The 20,174-nt window shown below is 64.7% G+C and carries 18 protein-coding genes and 1 other RNA gene; 11 read left to right on the forward strand and 8 right to left on the reverse strand.

Annotated features, from left to right (window positions below):
• Positions 1–288 precede the first annotated feature (288 nt).
• The 5 genes from purS to LX81_RS15640 all read left to right on the forward strand — a co-directional run bounded on the left by purS (position 289) and on the right by LX81_RS15640 (position 7,441).
• On the forward strand, positions 289–522 hold the full coding sequence (purS, locus tag LX81_RS15620) for a phosphoribosylformylglycinamidine synthase subunit PurS (RefSeq protein WP_111538255.1): 234 nt from the start codon (positions 289–291) through the stop codon (positions 520–522).
• Positions 523–571: 49 nt separating this feature from the next.
• Positions 572–1,240: a phosphoribosylformylglycinamidine synthase subunit PurQ gene (gene purQ / locus LX81_RS15625; protein WP_111538256.1), complete on the forward strand. Its 669-nt coding sequence runs from the start codon at positions 572–574 to the stop codon at positions 1,238–1,240.
• 37 nt (positions 1,241–1,277) lie between these two features.
• Positions 1,278–3,041 (forward strand): sensor histidine kinase, encoded by a 1,764-nt coding sequence (locus LX81_RS15630; protein ID WP_111538257.1) that lies wholly within the window; start codon positions 1,278–1,280, stop codon positions 3,039–3,041.
• Between the two features lie 7 nt (positions 3,042–3,048).
• Positions 3,049–4,374: a sigma-54-dependent transcriptional regulator gene (locus LX81_RS15635; protein ID WP_111538258.1), complete on the forward strand. Its 1,326-nt coding sequence runs from the start codon at positions 3,049–3,051 to the stop codon at positions 4,372–4,374.
• Positions 4,375–4,828: 454 nt separating this feature from the next.
• On the forward strand, positions 4,829–7,441 hold the full coding sequence (locus LX81_RS15640; RefSeq protein WP_111538259.1) for a ribonuclease E/G: 2,613 nt from the start codon (positions 4,829–4,831) through the stop codon (positions 7,439–7,441).
• A 14-nt stretch (positions 7,442–7,455) separates the two neighbouring features.
• On the opposite strand, the gene LX81_RS15645 is transcribed toward LX81_RS15640, so the two are convergent.
• Positions 7,456–7,695: a sulfurtransferase TusA family protein gene (locus LX81_RS15645; RefSeq protein ID WP_111538300.1), complete on the reverse strand. Its 240-nt coding sequence runs from the start codon at positions 7,693–7,695 to the stop codon at positions 7,456–7,458.
• A gap of 93 nt (positions 7,696–7,788) precedes the next feature.
• Between LX81_RS15645 and LX81_RS15650 the strand changes: the two genes are divergently transcribed.
• Positions 7,789–8,541, forward strand: coding sequence for a cytochrome c biogenesis CcdA family protein (locus tag LX81_RS15650; RefSeq protein WP_111538260.1), 753 nt, complete (start codon positions 7,789–7,791; stop codon positions 8,539–8,541).
• Between the two features lie 15 nt (positions 8,542–8,556).
• Here LX81_RS15650 and LX81_RS15655 read toward each other — a convergent pair whose 3' ends face one another.
• The 7 genes from LX81_RS15655 to LX81_RS15685 all read right to left on the reverse strand — a co-directional run bounded on the left by LX81_RS15655 (position 8,557) and on the right by LX81_RS15685 (position 12,950).
• The gene (locus LX81_RS15655) at positions 8,557–8,793 is read right to left on the reverse strand and encodes a ribbon-helix-helix domain-containing protein (RefSeq protein WP_111538261.1); all 237 of its coding nucleotides are present in this window, start codon (positions 8,791–8,793) and stop codon (positions 8,557–8,559) included.
• Complete coding sequence (locus LX81_RS15660) at positions 8,790–8,975, reverse strand: DUF4169 family protein (protein WP_111538262.1); 186 nt, start codon at positions 8,973–8,975, stop codon at positions 8,790–8,792. The genes LX81_RS15655 and LX81_RS15660 overlap by 4 nt, the downstream gene beginning before the upstream one ends.
• Complete coding sequence (fumC, locus tag LX81_RS15665; RefSeq protein WP_111538263.1) at positions 8,972–10,363, reverse strand: class II fumarate hydratase; 1,392 nt, start codon at positions 10,361–10,363, stop codon at positions 8,972–8,974. The genes LX81_RS15660 and fumC overlap by 4 nt, the downstream gene beginning before the upstream one ends.
• A 71-nt stretch (positions 10,364–10,434) precedes the next feature.
• Positions 10,435–10,917: an SspB family protein gene (locus tag LX81_RS15670; protein WP_111538301.1), complete on the reverse strand. Its 483-nt coding sequence runs from the start codon at positions 10,915–10,917 to the stop codon at positions 10,435–10,437.
• A 104-nt stretch (positions 10,918–11,021) separates the two neighbouring features.
• Positions 11,022–11,447, reverse strand: coding sequence for an ester cyclase (locus tag LX81_RS15675; RefSeq protein WP_111538264.1), 426 nt, complete (start codon positions 11,445–11,447; stop codon positions 11,022–11,024).
• Between the two features lie 72 nt (positions 11,448–11,519).
• Positions 11,520–11,869: a transfer-messenger RNA gene (ssrA, locus tag LX81_RS15680) on the reverse strand.
• Between the two features lie 46 nt (positions 11,870–11,915).
• On the reverse strand, positions 11,916–12,950 hold the full coding sequence (locus LX81_RS15685; RefSeq protein ID WP_111538265.1) for an extracellular solute-binding protein: 1,035 nt from the start codon (positions 12,948–12,950) through the stop codon (positions 11,916–11,918).
• Between the two features lie 187 nt (positions 12,951–13,137).
• On the opposite strand from LX81_RS15685, the gene LX81_RS15690 reads away from it, so the two are divergent.
• The 5 genes from LX81_RS15690 to LX81_RS15710 all read left to right on the forward strand — a co-directional run bounded on the left by LX81_RS15690 (position 13,138) and on the right by LX81_RS15710 (position 20,174).
• Positions 13,138–14,133, forward strand: coding sequence for an MDR family oxidoreductase (locus LX81_RS15690; RefSeq protein WP_111538266.1), 996 nt, complete (start codon positions 13,138–13,140; stop codon positions 14,131–14,133).
• Between the two features lie 308 nt (positions 14,134–14,441).
• Positions 14,442–16,085, forward strand: a complete 1,644-nt coding sequence (locus tag LX81_RS15695; RefSeq protein ID WP_111538267.1) for a BCCT family transporter — start codon at positions 14,442–14,444, stop codon at positions 16,083–16,085.
• A 104-nt stretch (positions 16,086–16,189) separates the two neighbouring features.
• Positions 16,190–17,413: an aminotransferase class V-fold PLP-dependent enzyme gene (locus LX81_RS15700; RefSeq protein ID WP_111538268.1), complete on the forward strand. Its 1,224-nt coding sequence runs from the start codon at positions 16,190–16,192 to the stop codon at positions 17,411–17,413.
• Positions 17,414–17,465: 52 nt separating this feature from the next.
• Complete coding sequence (locus LX81_RS15705) at positions 17,466–18,884, forward strand: cryptochrome/photolyase family protein (RefSeq protein WP_111538302.1); 1,419 nt, start codon at positions 17,466–17,468, stop codon at positions 18,882–18,884.
• A gap of 78 nt (positions 18,885–18,962) precedes the next feature.
• Complete coding sequence (locus LX81_RS15710; protein ID WP_111538269.1) at positions 18,963–20,174, forward strand: SAM-dependent methyltransferase; 1,212 nt, start codon at positions 18,963–18,965, stop codon at positions 20,172–20,174.

The raw sequence follows: 20,174 nt of genomic DNA on the forward strand, positions 1-20,174 counted from the left end.
CTCCGCCGTAGCGGGAACCGTAATCTTCCGCGCCCCGCAATCCTTGCGATGCGATGAACGCGCCGAACGCGGCCGGTGTACGCGCGGTGCACGTCGTGCAGACATTCGGTGCACGATGTCGGGACGCGCGCTGCACGGAAGATGCACGTTCCCTGCACGCCCGGTGTACGTTCGCTGCACGGGAGATGTACGCCCCGTGTACATGCCGTGTGCGCACCCCGCCCGTCTTGAACGCCTGCGCCATCCGCGCTACCGCTCCCCGCGATACCTCCCGGGGAGAGATGCGCGATGAAGGCTAGGGTGCACGTGATGCTGAAGGACGGCGTCCTCGATCCGCAGGGCGAGGCCGTGCGCCACGCGCTCGCCGCGCTGGGCTTCGACGGGGTCGAAGGCGTCCGGCAAGGCAAGGTGATCGAGCTCGACCTCGCCGACGGCACCTCAGAGGACCGGATCGCCGAGATGTGCGAACGCCTCCTCGCCAACACGGTGATCGAACGCTACCGGGTGGAGATCGTCGGGTGAGCGGGTGCAAGTGCCTCACGACGCGTGATCTTTTCGAAGGCCGCATCGCATGAAGGCGGGCGTCGTCGTCTTCCCCGGATCGAATTGCGACCGCGACCTCGCCGTGGCCCTGCGCCAGGTGGGCTTCGAGGTCGTTCCAGTCTGGCACAAGGAAACGACGCTGCCCGACGGGCTCGACCTCGTGGGCCTGCCGGGCGGCTTCTCCTTCGGCGACTATCTCCGCTGCGGCGCGATCGCCGCCCGCTCGCCCATCTGCCGCGCCGTCGCCGCCTTCGCGGGCCGCGGCGGCCACGTCCTCGGCATCTGTAACGGCTTTCAGATCCTCACCGAAACCGGCCTCCTCCCCGGCGCATTGATGCGAAATCAACGCATCAAGTACATCTGCCGCCCGGTCCCCCTCATCGTCGGAAACACCGAGAGCCCCTTCACCTCGGCCTATGAGCAGGGCGAGGAGATCCGTATCCCGATCGCGCATCACGACGGGAATTATTCCGCAGACGCCGAGACGCTCGCCCGGCTTCGGGGCGAGGGCCGCGTGGCCTTCACCTATGCCGAAAATCCCAACGGGTCCCTTCTTGATATTGCCGGTATCGTGAGTAATAACGGCCGCGTGCTCGGATTGATGCCGCATCCGGAACGCGCTGCCGATCCGGCACTCGGCGGAACCGATGGTCGGCGGCTTTTCGCCAGTCTCGCAGGGTCATTCGCTGCGGCCTGAGCTTGTTGCATGGCGCATTGACGCCTAGTTTCACGGCATGACGGCTCCGACCGAACACGATTCGCAGGCGGCGGAGACGCCTGGGCGCGCTTGGATGCTGCGGATTTCCGCAGCGTTGCTCGTTCTGGTGGCAATTGCCACGCTCTGGGTCACCAATGCACTTTTGACGCAGCGTTTCACCGAAAGCACCCGGAACCGGGCGGAAGTCCGCCTCGCGCTTTATTCCGGCAACCTGATGAGCGAGTTGCGCCAGGCGAGCGTCGTGCCGCTCCTTCTCAGCCGCGATCCCGCGTTGATCGGGGCGCTGACATCGGGCGATTTCTCGCAGACGACGCAGCGGCTGATCTCCTATCTCGACGATATCGGCGCCGCGTCCTTGATGCTCCTGAACCGCGAAGGGCGCGTGGTCGCGTCCACGGATCGCAATCAGCTCGGGTCGAATCACGCGTCCGATCCGTATTTCGTGGATGCCCAACGCTCCGACGACACGGTCTTCTCCACCGTGCGGCGCGACAGTGGCGCCTTCGCCTTCACCTATTCGCGTCGGATCGAGGTCGGCGGCAATCTCACCGGCGTGATCGTCGTGGGCGTCAATCTCAAGCAGTTCGAGGAGGCCTGGGCCGGTTTCTCCGATGCGGTCCTTGTGACCAACAGCGAAGGCCAGATCATCCTCGCGACCGAAAGCCGCTGGCGCGGGCTCGAGGAAGAGGTCGCGCTGGCCCGACGCTCGCCCACGGGCGCAATTCAGCGCGCGATCCAGGCGACCGCCGACTGGACCGCGCTGCCCGCCGATGCCTATCTGTCGGGCGAAGCGGTGATGCGGCAGACGACCCGGATCCCGTTCCAGGGCTGGCGCATGACGAGTTTCACCACGTATGCGAGCGTACGGGAGCGGGTGAACGGGGTGCTGGCGCTCGAGATCATGGGGTTCGCGCTCCTGATGGCGGCGGGTTTCTATCTCGTCAGCCGGCGCGCGCGAAGCCGCGTCACCTTCTTTCAACGGGAATCGGCCGATCTAAGGGTGCTCAACGCCGCGCTCCAGCGGGAGATCGCGGAGCGGGAGCGAGCGGAGAAGAACCTCGAAGTGGCCGAACAGACAGTCGCGCAGACTTCCAAGCTCGCCGTCCTCGGCGAGATGTCGGCAGCGGTGAGCCACGAGTTGAACCAGCCGCTCGCGGCGATGAAGACGTATCTCGCAGGCGCGCGGCTGCTCGTGAAGCGCAACCGTCCCGAAGAGGCGCTCGCCGCCTTCTTCCGGATCGACGACCTGATCGAGCGGATGGGCGCCATCACCCGGCAATTGAAGAGCTATGCCCGCAAGGGGGGTGATGCTTTCGAGCCGCTCGACATGCGCGAGAGTGTTTCGGCCGCGCTGGCGCTGATGGAGCCGCAGCTCAAGACCCGCGACGTGCGCATCCATCGGTCCGTCCCTGCGCATCCCGTGCGCGTCGTTGCCGACCGCATCCGTGTCGAGCAGGTGATCGTCAATCTGCTCAGGAACGCGATCGACGCGACCCGCGATGCACGTCCGCCAATCATCGAGCTCATCCTTTCCTCGGGCGATACCGCGGTCCTGACGGTGCGCGACAATGGCGTTGGGATCAGCGATCTCGATGCGCTGTTCGAGCCGTTCTACACGACCAAGGCCCCCGGTGACGGAACCGGTCTGGGCCTCGCGATCTCCTCGGGGATCGTGAGCGACCTTGGTGGCAGGTTGACTGCGAGAAACGGGCGCGCGGGGGGCGCGGTCTTTGAAATGAAACTTCCGATTCAATCGGAGCTGAAAGAAGCAGCTGAGTGAGGGTTAGATGGCCAACGCCATGAAGATCGCGATCGTCGACGACGAACAGGACATGCGGCAATCGATCAGCCAGTGGCTGTCGCTTTCCGGATTCGACACGGAAACCTTTCCATCCGCGGAGGACGCGCTGAAGTCGCTCGGCTCGGACTATCCGGGCGTCGTCGTCAGCGACATCAAGATGCCCGGAATGGACGGAATGGCCTTCCTGAAGCGCCTGATGAGCGTCGATTCGGCCCTTCCGGTCATCATGATCACCGGCCACGGCGATGTCCCGATGGCCGTCGAGGCGATGCGCGTCGGCGCGTTCGATTTCCTTGAAAAGCCGTTCAATCCGGATCGCATGACCGACCTTGCCAAGCGGGCGACCAACAGCCGCCGCCTCACGCTCAGCAACCGCGCGCTGCGTCGCGAGTTGTCGGATGGCAGCGGCATCATGCGCAAGCTCGTCGGATCCTCCCCCGTCATGGAGCGGCTGCGCGAGGACATCCTCGATCTCGGTCAGGCCGACGGCCATGTCCTCATCGACGGGGAGACCGGAACCGGCAAGACGCTCGTCGCACATGCCCTGCATGCGGTGGGGGCGCGGGCGGGTCGAAAGTTCGTCCTCTTCTCCTGTGCCGGGCAGCCGGAGGAGATACTCGCGACGCGTCTCTTCGGCCCGAACGAGGCCGACGTTCCGCTGCTCGAACAGGCACGGGGCGGGACACTCGTCCTCGAGGACATCGACGCGCTGCCCACGGGTCTGCAGGCGCGGCTTCTCACCTGGATCAACGAGCAGGGCCATCCGGCGGAAACGCGGCTCGTCGCGATCTCGAACCTCTCGGAACAGGGCAAGACCTGCGAGGACGTGCTGCGCCCCGATCTCTATTACCGTCTGGCCGCGATGAAGATCACCCTGCCGCCGCTCCGGGCGCGGGGCGAGGATATCCTGACCCTGTTCGCGCGCTTCTCCGAGCAGGCGGCCGAGGAATACGGCTGCGAGCCCCCGGAAGTGAGCGCGCAGGAGGCCGCACAGCTCCTTCAGGCGCCCTGGGCCGGCAATATCCGCCAGCTCGTCAATGTGGCGGAGCGGGCCGTGATGCAGAACCGCCGCGGGACGGGCACGATCTCCTCCCTCCTGATGGCCGACGAGGAGGATGGCGAGCCCGGCATGACGACGGAGGGCAAGCCGCTCAAGGAATACGTCGAGGCGTTCGAGCGGATGCTGATCGACAACACGATGCGCCGCCATCGCGGCTCCATCGTGGCGGTCATGGACGAGCTCTGCCTGCCGCGGCGGACGCTGAATGAGAAGATGGCGAAATATTCCCTTAGTCGGTCGGACTACCTCTAGCCCTGTGGCGATACGCCGGACCGATCCCTCCCATGCGCTTTTCTTCTAAAGGTTGATTCGATCGCTCCACATTGGGATTGTAAATCCTACGCGAAACCTCGTATGTAATCTTACCGGGTTTTCCCGCGCGATCGACGCGTGGGCAATTCGAGCGATTTTCCTGGCGAGACGCAGGCTTGACCTCCGTCCAGCCGAATCGATCCGGACCTGACCGGTCCACGATACGTCCCGACATAGTTCGCTGTGTCGTGGCCCTGAGGATGCGCGGTTTCCGCGCATCGGAGACGAAATGCGATGCGCCGCGCGCCCGACACGATCCCGCCGATGACGCGCCCTTCGGGGCGCCCGACGGGAAATGGGGCGCCAGCGTCTTCGCCGCAAACAGACATCCTGCGATCCGGAACCGCGTGCAGCGATATGCGCGGCCTTGTGGCGGGGTGCGGAAATTGGATCCATGGCAAAAAAGATGCTCATCGACGCCACCCATGCGGAAGAAACCCGCGTCGTGGTGGTGGACGGCAACAAGGTCGAGGAATTCGACTTTGAATCCGAAAACAAGCGGCAGCTCGCCGGCAATATCTACCTCGCGAAGGTAACGCGGGTCGAACCCTCGCTGCAGGCGGCCTTCGTCGATTACGGCGGAAACCGTCACGGTTTCCTCGCCTTCTCCGAAGTGCACCCCGATTATTACCAGATCCCCGTCGCCGATCGTGAGGCGCTCCTCGCCGAGGAAGCCGCGGAGGCCGAAGCCGAGCGCGAGGAAGAGGAGACGTCCAAGCGCAGGACCCGTTCGCGCAGCCGTTCGAAGCCTGCCGAGGCCCGTTCGGACGATGGCGTGACCTCCGCAGAGCCGGACGAGGCCGCCGATGATGCCGAGAACGGTGAAGAGGCCGACGCGAACGACGGCGATCTTCAGGCGACGGCCCGCACCGCTGCGGTGATCGACGCGATCCCGGGAATGGACGTCGTCGATCTCGTCGAGGACGACCCGAGGCCCGACGCAGCCGCGCGAGAGGCCGTCGACGCGGTCGAGAGCGACGAGTCGATCGAATCCGTGGCCGACGACGATGTCGAGGATGAGGTCCGCCGTCCGCGCAAGCCGCGGGCGAAGAAGTACAAGATCCAGGAGGTCATCAAGGTCCGCCAGATCCTGCTCGTTCAGGTCGTCAAGGAAGAGCGCGGGAACAAGGGTGCGGCACTGACCACCTACCTGTCGCTCGCGGGCCGCTACTGTGTTCTCATGCCCAACACGGCGCGGGGCGGCGGCATTTCCCGTAAGATCACCAACGCCGCGGACCGCAAGAAGCTTAAGGAGATCGCGAGCTCCATCGACGTGCCGCGCGGCGCGGGCCTCATCGTGCGGACCGCGGGTGCCAAGCGCACGAAGACGGAGATCCGGCGCGATTACGAATATCTGCAGCGCATGTGGGAGCAGATCCGCGCGCTGACGTTGCGCTCGATCGCACCGGCGCCGATCTACGAAGAGGGCAACCTCATCAAGCGCTCGATCCGCGACCTCTACAATCGCGAGATCGACGAGGTGCTCGTCGAGGGCGAGGGCGGCTACCGCACCGCCAAGGACTTCATGAAGATGATCATGCCGTCCCACGCCAAGAACGTGAAGAACTACCACGACCAGATGCCGCTTTTCGCGCGCCATCAGGTCGAAACCTATCTCAACGGCATGTTCAATCCGACGGTGCAGCTAAAGTCCGGCGGCTACATCGTCATCGGCGTGACCGAGGCTCTGGTCGCGATCGACGTGAACTCCGGTCGGGCCACGAAGGAAGGCTCGGTCGAGGAGACGGCCTACAAGACGAATCTCGAGGCCGCCGAAGAGGTGGCTCGGCAGCTCCGCCTGCGCGATCTCGCCGGCCTGATCGTCATCGACTTCATCGACATGGAGGATCGCAAGCACAACGCGTCCGTCGAGAAGCATTTCAAGGACAAGCTCAAGACCGACCGCGCCCGCATCCAGGTGGGCAAAATCTCGGGTTTCGGCCTTCTGGAGATGTCGCGCCAGCGCCTGCGTCCGGGCATGATCGAGGCGACGACGCAGCCGTGCTCGCACTGCCACGGCACCGGTCTCCTGCGATCCGACGACAATGTCTCGCTCAGCATCCTGCGGCAGCTCGAGGAGGAGGGGACGCGGAAGCGGTCGCGCGAGGTTCTGGTGATCTGCCCCGTGGCGATCTGCAATTATCTCATGAACCACAAGCGCGACCACATCGCCCTGATCGAGGCGCGTTACGGCATGGCCGTGCGTGTGGAAGCCGATTCCGGCATGGTCAGCCCGGATTACAAGGTTGAGAAGTTCAAAACGCAATCCACTCGCGTGGTCGAGCAATCGGCCGCGATCGTCTCATCGAGCGCCATGATGGAGGAGATCGACGCAGACGAGGTGGAGCAGGAGGTCGACGAGACCGAAGCCCCGCCCGCGGCGGAATCGCTTCCCTCCGAACCTGATCACGATGCGGGGGCCGACACCGAGGATTCGGCGCGGACCGACGAAGAGAAGCCCAAGAAGCGCCGCCGTCGGCGCCGTCGCCGCAAATCCGGCGGTGAGAATGGCGGCCAATCCGACGAGTCCCGCAGCGCTGACGGCGACGATGCGCAGGCGTCCGATGAAGACGGGGAAGGGCACGCCACACGCGATGCGGAGCAGGACGACGACGCTGCGCCACCGAAGCGGAAGCGCTCTCGTTCGCGGAGCCGCAAGTCGGATGGCGGGGCCCCCGAGACGTCGTCCGAACCGCGTGAGACCGAGACGGCATCGGGCGATACTCCCGATGCGACGGTCGAGGAAAGCCCGGCTCCTGCGGAACCTGTCGTGGAGGAGACGGCATCCGCCCCTCCGGCCGAGACGACCGAGGAAGTCGCTGATCGCCCCGTGCCGGAAGACATCTCCGATGCGATCACCCGCGATGTACCGATTGCTCCGCCTGCTCCCGAGACCGAAGCGGAAGCCCCGGAGGAAAGACGTGATCCGGAACCTGCGAATGCCGAAGGTGCGCCGGACGCCGATCACAAGCCCAAGCGGCGCGGCTGGTGGTCTTTGCGCGGCTGATCGACCGGGGGGTCCTACGATCCCCGTCTGACGAGGAAGAGGCGGCAATCGGCCGCCTCTTCGCTACCCACGATCTCGCATCCGCTTTCCGCGCAGAAGTGTGGAATATCCACGATCGCTGCCGGATCGTCCACGAGGACGCGCAGGACCTGACCGGTCTCCATTCCGGCAATCCGCTTGCGCAGTTTCAGGACGGGAAGCGGGCAGAGCAGTCCGCGCGCATCGAGGTCGATCACATCAGGCTCGAAATTCATCCGTCCGACCGTAATCGCGCAGACGGCACTGTCCACAGGCTTGTGAGCCCTGCGGTACGTGACCTCGGCCGCAACTTCGGATAAGGCCCCGTCATGATCGGGTTCGACATCATCGACGCGTCACTCCTGCCGGCCATGCTCATCGCGCTCACGGCCGGTCTTCTGTCGTTTCTGAGCCCCTGCGTCCTCCCGATCGTGCCCCCTTATCTCGCCTATATGGGCGGGATCAGCGTGTCGGAGATGAGCGGCTCCGCCTCGGCGCGGTCGCGCGCGGTGGTGGCGGCGATCTTCTTCATTCTGGGCCTCAGTACGGTTTTCCTCCTCCTCGGCTTCACCGCCTCCGCGTTCGGTGCGTTCTTCCTCCAGAACCAAGTGATGTTTGCCCGGCTGTCGGGCGCCGTCGTCATTGTTTTCGGTCTGCATTTCCTGGGCGTGTTCCGGATCCCGATCCTCGATCGGGAAGCGCGTCTCGACGCCGGCGATCGAGGTGGCTCCTCTCTCGGCGCCTATGTCCTCGGTCTTGCCTTCGCGTTCGGCTGGACGCCCTGCATCGGCCCGCAACTCGGCGCAATCCTTTCCCTGGCGGCGTCGGAGGCGGATGTCGGCCGCGGAACGATGCTTCTGGCGACCTATGCGGCCGGGCTCGGCATCCCGTTCCTTGCCGTCGCGATCTTCATGCAGCGGGCCCTGACCGTCATGAACCGGCTAAAGCCGTACATGAAGGCCATCGAGCGGGCGATGGGGGCGCTCCTGCTCGTCGTGGGGGTCGCGCTTCTTACAGGCGCGTTTACCGCCTTTTCCTGGTGGCTCCTGGAAACCTTTCCCGGGCTTGCCCTGATGGGTTGAGCTGAGCTTGGCTCGTCACGTCACCCCATGCGACGCGCGGCGTTGCAGATCCTCGAGAACGAAGACCCTTATCGCGGAGGCGAGCCCGGTTTCCGGAGCACGACCGGCATCGATCTCTGCGGCAAGATCGTTGATCGCACGTTTGTCACGCGCGGCGATGGCGCGGAACTCCGTCCAGAACGCGTCCTCCAGCGAGACGCTCGTACGATGTCCGCGCAGCGTGAGGGATCTCTTGGCGGGGGGCGGCGTCACTTGCCCTCGTCGTCGCTCCGATGCGCCTCGAGGACCGCGCGGTCGCGGGCATTGCGCGTCGCCTCCGCCGACCGCGTGGCCTTGTTGCGGCCGAACTTCACCGCGTTCGCATCCGCGCGGGCCTTCGCTTCGGCCCGGTCGCGTGCCTTGCGGACGCGGTTGAGGTTCACGGGTTCGCTCATTTCGGGCCGATCATCTCCTCGGGCCGCACGACGGCCTCGAACGTTTCGGCATCGACGAAGCCGAGCGCGATCGCCTCTTCCTTCAGGGTCGTGCCGTTCTTGTGCGCGGTCTTTGCGACCTTCGTCGCGTTGTCGTAGCCGATCTGCGGCGCAAGGGCGGTGACGAGCATCAGCGATTCACGCATCAGCCGTCCGATCCGCTCCTCGTCGGGCTCGATCCCCGCTACGCAATTATCGGTGAAGCAGGATGCGGCGTCGCCCAGAAGCTGCATGCTCTGCAGGACGTTGTAGGCCATCATCGGCTTCATCACGTTAAGCTCGAACTGACCCTGCGACCCGGCAAAACCGACCGCAGCGTCGTTGCCCATCACATGCGCACAGACCTGCGTCAGGGCCTCCACCTGCGTGGGATTGACCTTGCCCGGCATGATCGAGGAGCCGGGCTCGTTCTCCGGCAGCTTCAGTTCGCCCAGTCCGCAGCGCGGGCCGGACCCGAGCAACCGGATGTCCGACGCGATCTTGTAGAGGCTTGCCGCGACCGTCTTGAGCGCGCCCGACATCTCCACGAGCGCATCGTGGGCCGCCAGGGCCTCGAACTTGTTCGGCGCCGTCTCGAAGGGCAAGCCGGTGATCCGCGCGATGTTCCCCGCGACCTCCTCGCCCCAGCCTGTGGGAGTGTTGAGGCCGGTGCCGACGGCTGTTCCGCCCTGTGCGAGCAGATAGATGCGGGGCAGGGCGCCCTTCACCCGTTCGATCCCGAGCGCGACCTGATGCGCGTAGCCGGAGAATTCCTGCCCCAGCGTGAGCGGGGTCGCGTCCATCGTATGGGTACGGCCGATCTTGATGATCTCCCCCCAGGCATCGGACTTCGCCTTCAGCGCCGCGTGTAGCTTCTCGAGACCGGGCAGGACCACGTCGCGCGCCGTGGTGGCGATCGCGATGTGCATAGCGGTCGGGAAGGTGTCGTTCGACGACTGCCCCATGTTGCAATGGTCGTTCGGATGGACTGGATCCTTGGATCCGATCACGCCCCCGAGGATCTCGATCGCGCGGTTCGCGATGACCTCGTTGGCGTTCATGTTCGATTGCGTCCCTGATCCCGTCTGCCACACGACCAGCGGGAAGTGATCGTCCCACTTGCCCGCGACGACCTCCGACGCGGCTTCGATGATCGCGTCGCCGAGCCGTCCGTCGAGCTTGCCGCTGGCCTTGTTCGCTTCGGCGCAGGCCTGCTTGATGACGCCAAGCCCGCGGACGAGGGCAACCGGTTGACGCTCCCATCCGATGGGGAAGTTCATCACGGATCGTTGCGTCTGTGCGCCCCAATACTTGTCGGCAGGAACCTCGAGCGGGCCGAAACTATCGGTCTCGGTACGTGTCTCGGTCATCGCTATACCCTCTCTCGCGGCTTCCAGTGGGGAATACGAGAGCGGTGCCGACCCGGCAAGGCCCGGAAGGCCTACTTGCGGAAGGAATCGAGCCGGACGATTTCCGCCTCCGGCTGAGCGCCCCGATCGCCATCCTCCTCGTCCGGTGCGCCATTCTCCTCGATCTCGACCATCTGCGCCGCGGGAACTTCCTCCTCGTCGGTCTGCGACTCGAAGCGAAGCCCGAACTCGACGGAGGGGTCCACGAAAGTGCGAATCGCATCGAACGGGATGTAGAGCGGCTCCGGACTGTCCCCGAAATTGAGGGTGATGGAGAACCCTTCATCCCCGACGTCGAGATTGTCATACCAATGCTGGACAACCACGGTCATCTCGCCGGGATAGCGATCCGACAACCAGTCGGCGATCTCCACATCGGGGTGCAAGGTATCGAACGTGATGAAGAAATGATGCTCGCCAGGCAGGCCGTGTGCCGCGACGTCGAGCAGTACCTCGCGGATGAGACCGCGCATGGCCCGATGCATCATGTTGCCGTAGTCTAGACTGCGCGCCATGAACGAATTCCCGTCTTTGGCGTAAAGCATAAGACTTTCTGGAAAGATGGAAAGGGCCGCTGCAAGCGGAAGCGCAACGCGCGCTGCCGCGGGACGCGAGAAGATCAGGCGGCGTCGCTCTCAACCAGGAGGCGGACGGTGAAATCCGGCCTCAGCATTCCGAGCTGTACAAAGAAGTCGAGCGTGTCGAAATTGTTGTGGGCCTCGACAATCTTGCCGTCGACGAAGCGCATGATCGACTGGCCGCGAAGCCTGACGGGTGCGCCGGTCCGGCGCGATGTGCAGCTGACCTCGGTGAGTGCCGAGAGCCATTCCCCTTCCGAGACAAGACGCACCAATTTCACGTCAACGTTGTCGACGAGGCGGAGGACGGCCTGCACGAGAGCTTGGAAATCCTCGATCCGGAAGGCGAATTCCGGGCTGATTCCCGCTGTCAGGGCGTCCGGCGAGAAATAGCGACCAAGCGACGCGACATCACCCTCGCTCCAGACGGTTCGATAGAATTCCGCCAGGATGTCTTCATGCCGCATCGTCACACTTTCCGATTGTATCCGATCAATCGGTACTACCAGAGGCTTATCGAAACGTGAAGCGGAGTTGAAAATGCAGGCTTCTGTTGCCAGGTGCCTGCGGACCCCGCCTTACGCTGCTAGGCGCAAGGGCTTAGATTTCGGTCTTGTCACAGCTTAGGCTGCGACGGCGACCGGAGCACGATTGTCGTTGGCAATTGTACTTTTCCGGACCGATAACGGTGGTACCTCACCGAGTAAAAGCAACAACTTTAGACGTCCGTCGATCCTGTTTCGGCCCCATGATCCCCAACGATGGGATGTTTGGTGGAGCCGCCGGGTACCGCCCCCGGGTCCGATCCGCTTATTACTTGCGCGTTTATCACCATAGTCCCCGAAGGAACGATCCAGATCTACGCAAGTTGCGACCGGATTTCAAGATGCGGCGTGGCCCCTCGCCCTCGATCGTACGATCGGGGCCGGAATTCCTCAGAAACCTGCCTTGATCCGCTCGAACTCCGCGCTCTGCCGTTCGCGCAGCTCCACGTCGAGGGGAAGTTGCGCGAAGACGGGAACGTCGATCGCGCCGAGACCGGATGCCACGAGGACGTCCTCTCCCATCTGCTGCATTCCCGCCTCGTTCGCGGATCCGAACCCGCTTTCCATGAGCGGTTCCGCCGACACGGGCGCGAGGATCGCGTTAAGATAATCGTAGGCTAGATCCTCCGACCCGTCCCCGTCGGCGAGATTGACGTAGCCGCAGAGCCAGAGCGACGATCCCTCTTCCGTCTCCCGCGCAAAGCCGATCGGGAAACCCTCTTCGGCCAGAGTGGGCAGCGTCTCGTTCCACGCCCAGGCGATCTGAACCTCGCCCGAGGCCAGAAGCTGGGCGAGCTCCGCGGGATCGGTCCAGTAGGTCCTGAGGTTCTCGTGGACATTGCGGAGCCAATCCGACGCGGCTTCGAACTGCGCATCGGTGACCGAGCCCCAATCCGTCGTGCCGGTCGCGAGATACGCGAGCGCGTAGGCATCGTCGACATTGTCGGGAAGCGTCATGGCCCCGGCGTATTCGGGGTTCTCGAAAACCGATAGGGAGGCCACATCCTCCGCCGGGACCGTGTCGGTGTTGTAGGCAATGGCGGTGGAGCCGTAATCCGTCGGGACGAACAGCACCTCCTCGGTGTCGTCGGTCACGTCCTCGCCCACGAGGTCGCGGTTGATGTTCTCCCACGCGTCGATCCGCGAGGTATCCCATGGCTCGAGAAGGCCCGATTCCGCCCAGGTGCTCACCGAGCCCGCGCAGATATGGGCCACGTCGGCGCGAAAGCCCGATCGGAGCTTCTGAAAGGCTTCCTGCTCGTCGCCGAAAAAGCTGAAATCGGGGCCCTGGCCGTGGGCCTCGACATAAGGCTGGTGGAAGTTCGGATCCTCGAACCCGGAATAGTCGAAGACGAGAAGCGAATCGTCCTGGGCCATCGCGGGTCCGGCAGCGAGGAGGGCGAGGGCGAAAAGCGGGCGGGTCATGCGATCCTTCCGTTTGACAGGCATACGGGCGCAGACGCTAAGAGCGCCCCCATCGCGACGCAAGAAGAAGTTCCCCGCGTCCCGCCCCGTGTTGACACCCCGCCCGGTCCGGCAGACCGTCGGCCCCGCTGGACCGCGCGCATCGACAGGCGCGGTTCCGGGATCGAGTGACAGAACGGGGGAGACGATGTTTCAGGCGCTGCTGGTCGAGAAAGACGACGACGGAAAGACACGGGCCGCGGTGGCGCAGCTCGACGACGATCGGTTGCCTCCGGGCGATGTGACCGTCCGCGTGGAATACTCGGACCTGAACTACAAGGACGGGCTCTGCATCGGTCCGGGAGGGGGATTGGTGCGGACCTATCCGCATGTCCCGGGTATCGATTTCGCGGGGGAGGTCGAAGCGTCGTCCGACGATCGCTACAGCCCCGGCGACAAGGTCGTCCTGACCGGGTGGCGCGTGGGAGAGGCACATTGGGGCGGTTACGCGGAACGCGCGCGGGTCAAGGCCGACTGGCTCGTGCCGCTGCCCGAGGGATTGACGACGCGACAGGCGATGTGCGTGGGCACCGCCGGCCTCACCGCGATGCTGGCCGTCATCGCGCTCGAAGATCACGGCCTCGAGCCCGGCACCGAGAAACCGGTTCTCGTCACGGGCGCGTCAGGGGGTGTCGGCTCGATCGCCACGGCCATCCTCGCCGGTCTAGGCTACGAGGTGGCTGCGGTCACCGGGCGGCCGGAGAACGTGGAGTACCTGACCGAACTGGGGGCGCACCGGATCGTCGCACGCGAGGAGCTGGCGGAGACGGTCAAGCGTCCGCTGGAATCGGAGAACTGGTCGGGATGCGTCGATGCGGTCGGGGGCGCGATGCTTGCCCGCGTGCTGGGCCAGATGGCTTATGGCGGGTCCGTGGCGGCCGTGGGCCTTGCCGGAGGCCCGAACCTTCCCGCGACGGTCATCCCGTTCCTGTTGCGCGGGGTCAATCTTCTCGGGATCGATAGCGTTTCCCAACCCTTCGAGGCGCGCAGACGCGCCTGGAGCCGCGTCGCGACCGACCTGCCGCTCGACAAGCTCGAGGCGATGGTCGAGACGGCCCGCCTGCCGGACTTGCCCCGCCTCGGCGCGGACATCCTCTCGGGAAAGGTCCGTGGCCGCGTACTTGTGGAGATCGGCGAGAGCTGATCCGGCGCGGGGAGGTCGGCCGCGTTACCGTGGTCGAGGGAAAACCTCCCCCTCTTTCTCGGTCGAACGCGCCGCCATCCGCGAACCACGCGTCGCACGTTATGCGACGCATCAGGTCGAAATTCTGCCCCGCCTTCTTTCGTCGGCCGGGCGGTTGCCCCGAGGCGGAGCTATCGTTAGCGTAGCTCCATTCGATTTACGACACGGCATCGCTCGCAGTTTCGGTTCGGCACACCGGCCGTTTCTCGAAACGAGCGTCAGTTGGAATTGTCGGATCCGCGGGCGGATTCGACCAACGAGGGAGCGAAATGACAGATACATCGACACAGAACGGAATTCCGACGCCGGACGGCGAGACGAACCGGGTAGAGACCGGCTACGATGTCGGTCAGGACAATATTCAGGGCAAGATCGGCCCGCTCGTCTTCGACGTCCACAACCCCGTCTTCATGATCTCGTCATTGACGGTGGTGGCTTTCGTGCTCGTCACGCTGATCTTCCAGGATCAGGCGAGTTCGGTCTTCAACTGGATTTTCAACTTCGTCACGACCACGTTCGACTGGTTCTTCCTCGCCGCGGCGAACATTTTCGTCATCTTCTGCATTGCGCTGGTCTTCACGCCGCTCGGCAAGGTGCGCCTGGGCGGCGTCGATGCGAAACCCGATTACGGCTACATGTCCTGGTTCGCGATGCTGTTCGCGGCGGGGATGGGGATCGGGCTCATGTTCTTCGGCGTACTCGAGCCCGTCTATCACATGCAGGTCTCGAATCCGCTGGGCCTGACTGGACCGTTCACCGACGGCAACCTCGACGAAGCTCAGATGGCGACGGCACGGGCGAACGGCCTCGCCGCCACGATCTTCCACTGGGCTCTTCACCCCTGGTCGATCTACGCCGTCGTGGCGCTGTCCCTCGCGCTCTTCACCTACAACAAGCAGTTGCCGCTTTCCCTGCGCTCCGCTTTCTATCCGCTTCTCGGTGACAAGGTCTGGGGCTGGCCCGGGCATTGCATCGACATCATCGCGGTCTTCGCGACCCTGTTCGGCCTGACGACCTCGCTGGGCCTCGGCGCGCAGCAGGCGAGCGCGGGCATGTCCTACGTCTACGGCATCCCCGACACCACGACGACGCAGATCATCGTCATCGCCTGCGTCACCGCGGTTGCCCTGATTTCCGTCGTCCGCGGTCTCGACGGCGGGGTGAAGGTACTCTCGAACATCAATATGTGCTTCGCGGCCCTCCTCGTGCTCTTCGTCTTCATCTTCGGGCCGACGTGGCAGATCACCCAGGACTTCTTCATCGGGCTTGGTGCCTACGCCAAGGACGTGGTCCCTCTGTCCAATCCGTTCGGTCGCAGCGACGACAGCTACCGCGAGAGCTGGACGGCCTTCTACTGGGCGTGGTGGATTTCCTGGTCACCCTTCGTCGGCATGTTCATCGCGCGCGTGAGCCGTGGCCGGACGGTCCGGGAATTCGTGACCTGCGTGATCCTGATCCCGAGCCTCGTGTCGGTCTTCTGGATGGCCGTCTTCGGCGGCACCGCGATCGACCAGGTCTTTACCGAAGGGACCTCGTCGGGCGTCTACCAGAACGTGATCGAGAACTACGACGCCTCCATCGCGCTCTTCGCCATGCTTGGTGAACTGCCGTTCACCGCGATCGCCTCGACGCTCGCGATCATCCTCGTCCTGGTGTTCTTCATCACGTCGTCGGACTCGGGCTCTCTGGTGATCGACACGATCACCGCAGGCGGCAAGACCGAGGCACCGACCTCCCAGCGCGTGTTCTGGGCCGTGACGGAAGGCGTCGTCGCCATCGTGCTGCTCATCGGCGGCGGATTGACGGCCTTGCAGGCGATGGTGAACGCCACCGGCATCTTCTTCACCGTGGTGCTGCTCTTCCTCTGCTGGGCGACGTACAAGGGCCTCAGGTCCGAGCCGAAGAGCGTCTGAGACAGACCGCTTCGATGGTAATGAAAGGGGGGCGCCGGGAAACCGGCGCCCCTTCGCGCGTTCCACGTCTTGACCTCGTCTCATGGGACCGCGAGGGTCGCGCCATGGCATTCGATACCGATTTCGTCCGGGCGCAATTCCCGGCCTTCTCCGAACCTTCCCTCGCAGGTCAGGCCTTCTTCGAGAACGCAGGCGGCTCCTATCCCTGCCGGCAGGTCGTGGACCGTCTCACGCGCTTCTACATGAGCCGGAAGGTCCAGCCCTACGGCCCTTACGACGCCAGCAGGCTCGCGGGCGAGGAGATGGACGAGGCGCGGGAACGGCTTTCCGCGATGCTCGGCGTCGCCACGGACGAACTGAGTTTCGGCCCGTCCACGTCTCAGAATACCTATGTGATGGCTCAGGCCTTCGCCGCACGGATGGAGCCGGGCTCGGCCATCATCGTCACCGATCAGGATCACGAGGCAAATAGCGGCGTCTGGCGCCGCCTCTCCGAGCGGGGCTTCGAGGTCCGGGAATGGCGGGTCGATCCGGAGACGGGACATCTCGATCCGCGCGACCTCGACGCGCTCCTCGACGACAAGGTGCGGCTCGTCTGCTTCCCGCATTGCTCCAACGTCGTGGGAGAGATCAACGATGCGGCGGCGATCGTCTCGCAGATCCACGCGGCAGGCGCCTTCGCCTGCGTCGACGGGGTGAGCTACGCGCCGCACGGCCTGCCGGATGTCGGTAAGATCGGGGCCGATATCTATCTCTTCTCCGCCTACAAGACCTACGGGCCGCATCAGGGCCTGATGGTCGTCCGACGCGAACTCGGCGAATGGCTGCCGAACCAGGCGCACCATTTCAATTCGGATGTCCTCTACAAGCGGTTCACTCCGGCGGGGCCGGATCACGCGCAGATCGCCGCCTGTGCGGGCATCGCGGATTACATCGACGCGCTCCATGCTCACCACGAAGGGCAGGACGCCGATCCCGCTGTGCGGGCGACGGCCGTCCACGACTTGATGCGTGGCCGGGAAAAGGCGGCGCTCGCGCCGCTTCTCGAGGCGGTCTCGCGACGCAACGCCATGCGGCTCCTCGGTCCGGCCGATCCGGAACGGCGCGCTCCGACGGTGGCGCTGGCGCTCGGCATTCCCGGACGGGAGGCGGCCGAACGGCTCGCTCCCTTGGGTATCATGGCCGGCGGCGGCGACTTCTATGCGGGCCGGGTTCTGCGCGCGATGGGGGTCGATCCGGCGCATGGCGTTCTGCGGCTGAGCTTCACGCATTACACCACCGATGCCGAGATCGCGCACCTGATCGAGGCGCTCGACGTCTTGGGCTGACGCATCGGCTTCGCACGCTAGATCCGGCTGCGACGAACCGATGGAGCCGACCATGTCAGACACCGCCCCGATCCTAATGTGGTTTCGCCGCGATCTGCGCCTGACCGATCACCCCGCGCTAACGGAAGCGGCGGCGACGGGCCGTCCGGTCATCCCCGTCTTCATCCATGACGAGGTGGTCGAGGATTACGGTCCCGCGCCGCGCTGGCGCCTGGGCGAGGGGGTCCGCTCCTTCGCCGAACGTCTGGAGAGCATCGGCAGCCGCCTGATCCTGCGCCGCGGGCGGGCCTGCAACGTGCTTGAAGGTTTGGTGGAGGAAACGGGCGCCACGGCCGTCTGGTGGACGCGTGCCTACGATCCGCCCTCCGTCGAACGCGACGAGGCGGTGAAGTCGAGCCTCACGGGCCGCGATGTCGATGCAGCCAGCCGGCCCGGTCATCTTCTCTTCGAGCCCTGGACGGTGGAGACCAAGCAGGGGGAATTCTACAAGGTCTACACGCCCTACATGCGGTCCGTGAAGAATCGCGAGGTGGCGGACCCGGAGACGGCTCCCTCGGAACTCGCCGCGCCGGAGACGTGGCCCGACAGCGACGATCTCGACGATTGGGGGATGGGGGCCGCCATGGACCGCGGTGCCGAGATCGTGGCGCCGCATGCCTATATCGGCGAGGATGCCGCGCAGACCCGCCTTGCCACCTTCATGCGCGATCTGATCGAGGATTACGCGCAAGCCCGCGACTATCCGGGCGTCGAGGGCACGTCGGGCCTGAGCGAGAACCTCACCTACGGCGAAATTTCACCGCGCACGTGCTGGCATGCGGGCCTGCGGGCGCGGGACGCTGGAAAGGCCGGGGCGGAGACGTTCCTGCAGGAGCTGATCTGGCGCGAATTCTCCTACCACCTCCTCCACCACACGCCCCGCCTGATGACCGGCAATTGGCGCGAGAAGTGGGACGCCTTCCCCTGGAACGAGGACGAACGGCTGACGGAGGTGAAGGCCTGGAAGCAGGGGCGGACCGGCATCCGCTTCGTCGACGCCGCGATGCGAGAGATGTACGTGACCGGCCGGATGCACAACCGCTCGCGCATGGTGGTCGCGAGTTATCTCACGAAACATCTGATGTGCCACTGGAAGATTGGCATGCACTGGTTCGAGGAACACCTGATCGACTGGGATCCGGCCAACAATTCGATGGGCTGGCAGTGGAGTGCGGGGTCGGGGCCTGATGCGACGCCGTTCTTCCGCGTGTTCAATCCGATCACCCAAGTCGACAAGTTCAAGGCCGACGGCTACATCCGGAACTGGATAGCGGAGGGGCAGGACGACCCGCCCGAGGACGCTCTCGACTATTTCCGCGCGATTCCCCGGCGCTGGTCGATGTCGCCGGACGACGACTATCCCGAACCGGTCGTCTCGCATGAGGACGGACGCCAGCGTGCGCTCGACGCCTATCAGGCGCGCGAATTCTGAGCAGCCACCCTTCGCCGGGCTTTTTGCCGTAGATCACCGAGCGATGCCTGCGCTAGCCTCGTCGCGGGGGTAGAACGCATGAGAGTTGAAACGACGATCGAGGATCAATCCGGGCTGCCGCGCTATTTCGCCTCGGTGTTCCGCATGGCCCAGGATCTGCGCCACGGGCGGCTCGACTTCGTCCTGCCCGACGGACGTCGGTTCCGTGCCGAGGGGCGGCATCCCGGTCCCGTTGCGGAAATCCGGGTCCATCATGAAGACCTTTTCGCGCGGCTTGTGAGAGAGGGCGATCTGGGCTTCTGCGAGGCCTATCTCGAGGAATGGTGGTCGACGCCGGATCTGCAGGCCTTCATGGATCTCGTCCATGCGGACAATGAAGAAATCTATGACGGCTTTCCGGGGATGACGGCCCTGCGGCTCTACGAACGGCTGCGTTTCTGGCTCCGGTCGAACTCCAGGTGGCAGGCGAGGCGGAACATCAGCCACCATTACGATCTCGGCAATGCTTTCTACAGCCTCTGGCTCGACGACACGATGACCTATTCCTCCGCTATCTTTCCCACCGGGCAGGAGAGCTTGGAGGCGGCGCAGCGATTGAAGTACGCGTCCATGGTCGACGGAATGGGCGCGCAGCCCGGCGATCATGTCCTCGAGATCGGCTGCGGCTGGGGCGGTTTCGCCGAATACGCCGCGGCGGAACGGGGTCTGCGGGTGACGGGATTGACGATCAGCCGGGAACAGCACGATTACGCCGTCGAGCGGATCGCGCGGGCGGGATTGTCCGACAGGGTCGAGATCAAGATGCTCGACTACCGTGACGAGCGCGGCCTCTACGACGGCATCGCCTCGATCGAGATGTTCGAGGCAGTCGGAGAGAAGTACTGGCCCACCTATTTCGATGCGGTCCGGGACCGGTTGAAGCCCGGACGACGTGCGACACTGCAGATCATCACCGTCCAGGATGCCCGTTGGGATGTGTACCGCCGCGGCCCGGATTTCGTGCAGAAGCATATCTTTCCGGGCGGGATGCTGCCGAGCCCCACGGCGCTCAGGACGCAGATCGCACGGGCGGGACTGGAGATCGCGCGGTCGATCGAGTTCGGCGACAGCTACAGCCAGACGCTGAAACGGTGGTTCCACGCCTTCAACTCGAGATGGGACGAGATCGCGCCTCTGGGTTTCGACGATCGCTTCCGGCGGATGTGGAACATGTATCTCACGTCCTGCGCGGCGACGTTCAGCTCGGGCAATTGCGACGTCTCTCAGATCACGATCACCAAGCCGGCCTGA

This window comes from Palleronia aestuarii, assembly GCF_003253995.1.
Taxonomy (GTDB): domain Bacteria; phylum Pseudomonadota; class Alphaproteobacteria; order Rhodobacterales; family Rhodobacteraceae; genus Palleronia; species Palleronia aestuarii.